The organism is Pseudonocardia bannensis, assembly GCF_012911875.1.
Classification (GTDB): domain Bacteria; phylum Actinomycetota; class Actinomycetes; order Mycobacteriales; family Pseudonocardiaceae; genus Pseudonocardia; species Pseudonocardia bannensis.
In genome coordinates this window covers 23614-29992 of record NZ_JAAXKZ010000073.1, presented here as the reverse complement: position 1 = coordinate 29992, position 6379 = coordinate 23614, and the positions used below count along the sequence as shown (strand labels likewise).

Genomic DNA, 6379 nt, shown 5'->3' with positions numbered 1-6379 from the left:
CGGCTGCGCCGCGTCCCGGCCCCCCGCCCCAGCAGGGTGGTGGCCAGAGCGGTCAGGGTGCGCCCGGCCAGGGTGGCCCGCGCCCCGGTCCTGGTGCCGGTGGCTCGCGTCCCGGCCCCGGTGCCGGTGGCCCGCGCCCCGGTGGCCCGCGTCCCGGTGGTGAGGCCGGTCGTGGTGGCCCGCGTCCGAGCCCGGGCAACATGCCCCCGCGCCCGAACCCGGGCATGATGCCCGCGCGTCCGGCCGGTGGTCGTCCCGGCGGTCCTGGTGGCCCCGGTGGTCCCGGTGGCCGTGGTGGTCCCGGCGGTCGCCCGGGCGGTCCCGGCGGTCGTCCCGGTGGCGGCGGCGGTCGTCCCGGTGGCGGCGGTTTCCGTCCCGGTGGCGGTGGTCCCGGTGGCGGCGGCGCTCCGGCCGGTGGTGGCTTCCGTGGTCGTCCCGGTGGCGGCGGCGGTGGCGGTCGTGGCCGTGGCGGTGCCGCGGGTGCGTTCGGCCGTCCCGGCGGTCCGGCCCGCAAGGGCCGCAAGTCGAAGCGGCAGAAGCGCCAGGAGTTCGACTCGATGCAGGCCCCCTCGGTCGGCGGCGTCCGCCTGCCGAAGGGTCGCGGTGAGACCGTCCGTCTGCCGCGTGGTGCCTCGCTGACCGACTTCGCCGACAAGATCGGCGCCAACCCGGCCTCGCTGGTGCAGGTGCTGTTCCACCTCGGTGAGATGGTGACGGCGACGGCGTCGGTGGCCGACGAGGTGCTCGAGCTGCTCGGCACCGAGATGAACTACAACGTCCAGGTCGTCAGCCCGGAGGAGGAGGACCGCGAGCTCCTCGACTCCTTCGACATCTCCTTCGGCGAGAACGCCGGTGGCGATGAGGACCTCGAGGTGCGTCCGCCGGTCGTGACCGTCATGGGTCACGTCGACCACGGTAAGACGCGCCTGCTCGACACGATCCGCAAGACGAACGTGATCGAGACCGAGGCCGGCGGCATCACCCAGCACATCGGCGCCTACCAGGTCGCCACCGAGCTGGACGGCCAGGAGCGGCTGATCACGTTCATCGACACCCCGGGTCACGAGGCGTTCACCGCCATGCGTGCCCGTGGTGCGAAGTCGACCGACATCGCGGTGATCGTGGTCGCGGCCGACGACGGTGTGATGCCGCAGACGGTGGAGGCGATCAACCACGCCCAGGCGGCCGACGTGCCGATCGTGGTCGCGGTGAACAAGATCGACAAGGAGGGGGCCAACCCCGCCAAGATCCGCCAGCAGCTCACCGAGTACGGCCTGGTCGCCGAGGAGTACGGCGGCGAGACGATGTTCGTCGACATCTCCGCGCGGCAGAACATCAACATCGAGCAGCTGCTCGAGGCGATCCTGCTGACCGCGGACGCCGCGCTCGACCTGCGGGCCAACCCCAACATGGAGGCCCAGGGCGTCGCGATCGAGGCGCACCTCGACCGCGGGCGTGGTCCGGTGGCGACCGTGCTGGTCCAGCGCGGCACGCTGCGGGTCGGCGACTCGGTGGTCGCGGGCGACGCGTCCGGCCGCGTGCGCCGGATGCTCGACGAGTACGGCGAGGACGTCGCCGAGGCCTACCCGTCGCGCCCGGTGCAGGTCATCGGCTTCACCTCGGTCCCCGGCGCGGGCGACACCTTCCTCGTCGTCGACGAGGACCGGGTGGCCCGGCAGATCGCCGACCGGCGACGCGCCCGCGAGCGCAACGCCGAGCTGGCGAGCCGTCGCAAGCGCGTCAGCCTGGAGGACCTGGACGCCGCGCTCAAGGAGACCAGCCAGCTCAACCTGATCATCAAGGGTGACAACTCGGGTACCGTCGAGGCCCTCGAGGACGCGCTCATGAAGATCGAGGTCGGCGACGACGTCGAGCTGCGGGTCATCCACCGGGGCGTCGGTGGCATCACCGAGGGCGACATCAACCTCGCCATCGCGGACAACGTCATCGTCCTGGGCTTCAACGTCCGGGCCGAGGGCAAGGCCACCGAACTGGCCAACCGCGAGGGTGTGGAGATCCGCTACTACTCGGTGATCTACCAGGCCATCGAGGAGATCGAGCAGGCGCTCAAGGGCATGCTCAAGCCGGAGTACGAGGAGGTCGAGCTGGGCCGCGCCGAGGTCCGCGAGGTCTTCAAGTCCTCCCGGTTCGGCACGATCGCCGGTTGCCTCGTGATGGGCGGGGAGATCCGCCGCAATGCGCGCGGCCGCCTGCTGCGCGACAGCGTCGTGATCGCCGAGAACCTGCCGATCAGCTCGCTGCGCCGGTTCAAGGACGACGTGGTCGAGGTCCGCGAGGGCTTCGAGTGCGGTCTCACCCTGGGCAACTACAGCGACATCAAGGTCGGCGACGTCGTCGAGACCTTCGAGATGCGGGAGAAGCCCCGGGCCTGACAGCCCTGGGGTGAGTGGGGGACGGTCGCGCTGGTGACCGTCCCCCGCTCTCGGCCCGCGCCGTTCGAGGGAACCTATGTACGTGGGGGTACTCGAGCTGGACGTCCTGTTGGGCGACGTCCACTCGTTGAAGCAGAAGCGGTCGTTGGTCCGGCCCGTGCTGGCCGAGCTGCGCCGCAAGTTCGAGGTCGCGGTGGCCGAAGCGGGCCATCTCGACCTGCACCGGCGGGCGCTGCTGGGAGTCAGCTGCGTCGCCGCGGATCCCGGGCACGTCACCGCAGTGCTCGAGCGCTGCGAGCGGCTGGTGGCCGCACGCCCGGAGTTGGAACTGCTCGCGGTCCGGCAGCGGATGCTGGGCCCGGAGGATGACTGAGGCCGTGCAGGGTAGTCGTCGCCTGGCGACCACTACCCGGCACAGGCGATGAAGGAGCGCACAATGGTGGACCAGGCCCGCGCGCGACGACTGGCCAAGCGGATCTCGCAGATCGTGGCCGCTGCGCTGGAACACGAGGTCAAGGACCCACGGTTGTCGATGGTGACCATCACCGACGCCCGCGTGACCGGCGACCTTCGTGAGGCCACCGTCTACTACACGGTGCTCGGCAAGTCGGTCGACGAGGCACCGGACACCGCCGGTGCCGCCGCCGCGCTGGCGAGCGCCAGCGGTGTGCTGCGCTCGATGGTCGGGGCGCAGACCGGCATCCGGCACACCCCGTCGCTCGCGTTCGTCCCGGACCAGGTCCCGGACGAGGCGCGCCGGATGGAGGAGCTGCTGGCCCGGACCCGCGAGTCCGATGCCGAGGTCGCCCGGCTCGCCGCCGGGGCCCGGCCGGCCGGAGACGCCGACCCCTACCGCGCCCCGCGCGAGGTCGACGGCTCCGACGGCTCCGACCTCGCGGAGTGAGCGCCCCCGTCGACGCGCGCACCGGCGCGGTCGCGGCGGCGGCCGCGCTGCTCGCCACCGCGCGCGACGTCACGCTGCTCGCGCACGTGCAGCCCGACGCGGACGCGCTCGGGAGCGCGCTCGCGCTCGGGATCGCACTGCACCGCCGGGGCGTCCGGGTGCGGGTGTCGTTCGCCGAGCCCGACCGGATGCCCGAGTCGCTGCGCTCGCTCGACGCGCTCGGCCTCGTGGTGCCCGCCGACGACGTTCCGGCTGCACCGGAGGTCCTGGTCGCTTGCGACACCGCCGGCGTCGGACGACTCGGCCGGCTGGCCGACCGGCTGGACACCGCCGGTGCCACGCTGCTGATCGACCATCACGCGTCGAACCCGGGCTTCGGGAATGTCCAGCTCGTCGACGCCTCCGTCGAGGCCACCGTGGTGCTCGTGCACCGGGTGCTCGTCGAGATGGGCGTGCCGGTGGACGAGGAGATCGCCCGGTGTCTCTACGCCGGGCTGGTCACCGACACCGTCGGGTTCCGCACCGCGGGACCGGCCGCACACCGGCTCGCCGCCACGCTCGTCGAGGCGGGGGTGGAAGTCGAGCCGCTCGTCCGCCCGATCATGGGCACCCACCCGTTCGCCTGGCTGGCCGCGCTGGCCGACGTGCTGCGCGGCGCCTCCCTGGAGCCCGAGGCCGCGGGCGGGTTGGGGCTGGTGCACGCGGTGATCCCGGCCCCGGTGGTCGCGCGCTTCCGCCCCGAGGAGGTCGACAGCGTGATCGACGAGATCCGCACGGCCGCCGAGGCGGAGATCGCCGCCACCCTCAAGCAGGTCGGCCCGCGCCGATGGTCGGTCTCGCTGCGCGCGAAGGGCGGGTTCGACGTCGCCGCCGCCGCGACCGCCCTCGGTGGCGGCGGGCACCGCAACGCCGCAGGTTTCACCAGGGACGGCACCGCCGCCGAGGTCCTGCACGCGCTGCGCGTGGCCCTGGCACCCGATGCCGCAGCCGGTCACACTCGGGTCTCGGCTCACGACGGCTAGTTTGTCGGTGAGTGAAGGAGGATTCGTGACGTCCGAGCCCGGGCAGCACCACCCGATGTCCCGCCCGTCCGGTGACATCGACGGCAAGTCGGCCCGACGGGCCTTCCTCGCGGCGGCGATGCGGCGCCCCACCCAGGTCGGAGCCGTGGTTCCGAGCTCGGCGCGGCTCGCCGGCCTGCTGGCCTCCGTGGTCCCGCGCGAGGGGTGCCCGGTCGTGGTGGAGCTGGGCCCGGGAACCGGGGCGATCAGCTCCGTGATCGCCGACCGGCTGCCCACGGGCGCCCGGCACATCGCCGTCGAACTCGACCCGACGATGGGCGACTACCTGCGACGCAGCCAGCCCGATCTCGAGGTGATCAACGGTGACGCCGCGAAGCTGGGCATGCTGTTGGCCGAGCGTGGCGTGATGCAGGTCGACGCCGTGATCAGCGGGTTGCCCTGGGCACTGTTCGACCGGGACACCCAGCGCTCGATCCTCGGCCAGGTGACGAACGTGATCGGCACGACCGGGGCGTTCGCCACCTTCGCGTACCTGCACGGCATGCCGCTCTCGGCGGCCCGCCGGTTCCGCCGGACCCTGCACGACATCTTCGACGAGGTCGTGGTCAGCCGGACGGTGTGGCGCAACATGCCGCCCGCCTTCGGCTACATCTGCCGCCGCCCGGCCGCCACGCGCGCGTGACCACACCGGACCCGGCTGCCGGCGGGCCGGTCCCGGCCCGCGCGGTGTTCCGGCTCGCGGCCCCGGCGCTGCCGGTGCTGGCCGCCGAGCCGCTGTACGTCCTGGTCGACACCGCGGTCGTCGGCCGCCTCGGGGCGGTGCCGCTGGCCGGCCTGGCCGTCGCCGGAGTCCTGTTCGCCCAGGTCACCACCCAGCTGACCTTCCTGTCCTACGGCACCACGGCGCGTGCCGCGCGGCTGCACGGCGCCGGGCGGCGCTCCGATGCGGTCGCCGAGGGGGTGCAGGCCAGCTGGCTGGCGCTGGCCGTCGGGGTGGTCGTACTGGTCGTCGGACAGCTCGTCGCCGGCCCGATCACCCGGGTGCTCGGCGACGGCGGACCGGTGGCCGACGCGGCCGCGTCGTGGCTGCGGGTCGCGCTGTTCGGGGCTCCGCTCGTGCTCGTCACCCTGGCCGGGAACGGCTGGATGCGCGGCGTGCAGGACACCGTGCGGCCGATGCGCTACGTGCTGGCCGGCAACGGCCTCTCGGCGCTGCTCTGCCCGTTCCTCGTACATGGCTGGGGGTCGTGGCAGGGCTGGGGCCTGGAGGGCTCGGCGGTGGCCAACGTCATCGCGCAGTCCGTGGTCGCGGGCCTGTTCATCCACGCGCTCCTGCGGGAACGGGCCGCCGCGCCGCCGGACCGCCCGGTGCGACTGCGCCCCGTGCCGGCGCTGATCCGGGGCCAACTCGGGCTCGGTCGCGACCTGGTGCTGCGCAGCCTGGCGTTCCAGGCCTGCTTCCTGTCGGCGACCGCGGTGGCCGCCCGGTTCGGCGCCTCCTCGGTGGCCGCGCACCAGATCGTGCTGCAGCTGTGGGTGTTCCAGTCGCTGGTGCTGGACGCGGTGGCCATCGCGGCGCAGGCCCTCGTCGGCGCAGCGCTGGGGGCCGGGGGAGCCGACCGCGCGCGGGCCGTGGCCCGGCAGGTCGCCCGCTACGGGCTGGTGCTGGGCGTCGGCTTCGCGGTGCTGTTCGCGGCCGTGTACGTCGTACTGCCGCGGGTGTTCACCTCGGACCCGACGGTGCTCGCCGTCGTGCCGGTCGCCTGGTGGTTCTTCGTCGCGATGCAGCCCGTCGCGGGGGTCGTGTTCGCTCTGGACGGGGTGCTGCTCGGGGCCGGCGACGCGGCGTTCCTGCGGACCTCGACGCTGCTCGCCGCGGTCACCGGGTTCCTGCCGCTGATCTGGGCGTCGCTGGCCTTCGACTGGGGGCTGGCCGGGATCTGGACCGGGCTGAGCGCGTTCATGCTCATCCGCCTGATCGCGGTCACGCTGCGGACGCGCTCGGGCCGCTGGGCGATCCCCGGCGCCGTCCGTACCTGATCCCGGCCCCCTCTCGCCAC

6 protein-coding genes are annotated in these 6379 nt (G+C 73.5%); all 6 read left to right on the top strand.

From position 1 onward, the window contains the following. The coding region (gene infB / locus HF519_RS18745) for a translation initiation factor IF-2 (RefSeq protein WP_169414266.1) at window positions 1–2393 on the top strand (2393 nt) is incomplete at its 5' end. 76 nt (window positions 2394–2469) lie between these two features. Beyond that, the gene (locus tag HF519_RS18740; protein ID WP_169414265.1) at window positions 2470–2766 is read left to right on the top strand and encodes a DUF503 domain-containing protein; all 297 of its coding nucleotides are present in this window, start codon (window positions 2470–2472) and stop codon (window positions 2764–2766) included. A 63-nt stretch (window positions 2767–2829) separates the two neighbouring features. Further along, on the top strand, window positions 2830–3297 hold the full coding sequence (rbfA, locus tag HF519_RS18735; protein ID WP_169414264.1) for a 30S ribosome-binding factor RbfA: 468 nt from the start codon (window positions 2830–2832) through the stop codon (window positions 3295–3297). Next, window positions 3294–4319 (top strand): DHH family phosphoesterase, encoded by a 1026-nt coding sequence (locus HF519_RS18730; RefSeq protein ID WP_169414263.1) that lies wholly within the window; start codon window positions 3294–3296, stop codon window positions 4317–4319. The genes rbfA and HF519_RS18730 overlap by 4 nt, the downstream gene beginning before the upstream one ends. A gap of 118 nt (window positions 4320–4437) precedes the next feature. After that, window positions 4438–5001: a class I SAM-dependent methyltransferase gene (locus HF519_RS18725; protein WP_169414272.1), complete on the top strand. Its 564-nt coding sequence runs from the start codon at window positions 4438–4440 to the stop codon at window positions 4999–5001. Beyond that, window positions 4998–6359 carry an MATE family efflux transporter gene (locus HF519_RS18720; protein WP_169414262.1) on the top strand — a complete coding sequence of 454 codons (1362 nt, stop codon included), beginning with the start codon at window positions 4998–5000 and terminating at the stop codon, window positions 6357–6359. Before HF519_RS18725 ends, HF519_RS18720 begins: the two co-directional genes overlap by 4 nt. Window positions 6360–6379 lie beyond the last annotated feature (20 nt).

Bases quoted from the DNA above. Each gene is read 5' to 3' on its own strand.
- HF519_RS18740 (WP_169414265.1), top strand. From the start codon at position 2,470: ATGTACGTGGGGGTACTCGAGCTGGACGTCCTGTTGGGCGACGTCCAC.
- HF519_RS18725 (WP_169414272.1), top strand. From the start codon at position 4,438: ATGCGGCGCCCCACCCAGGTCGGAGCCGTGGTTCCGAGCTCGGCGCGG.
- rbfA (WP_169414264.1), top strand. From the start codon at position 2,830: ATGGTGGACCAGGCCCGCGCGCGACGACTGGCCAAGCGGATCTCGCAG.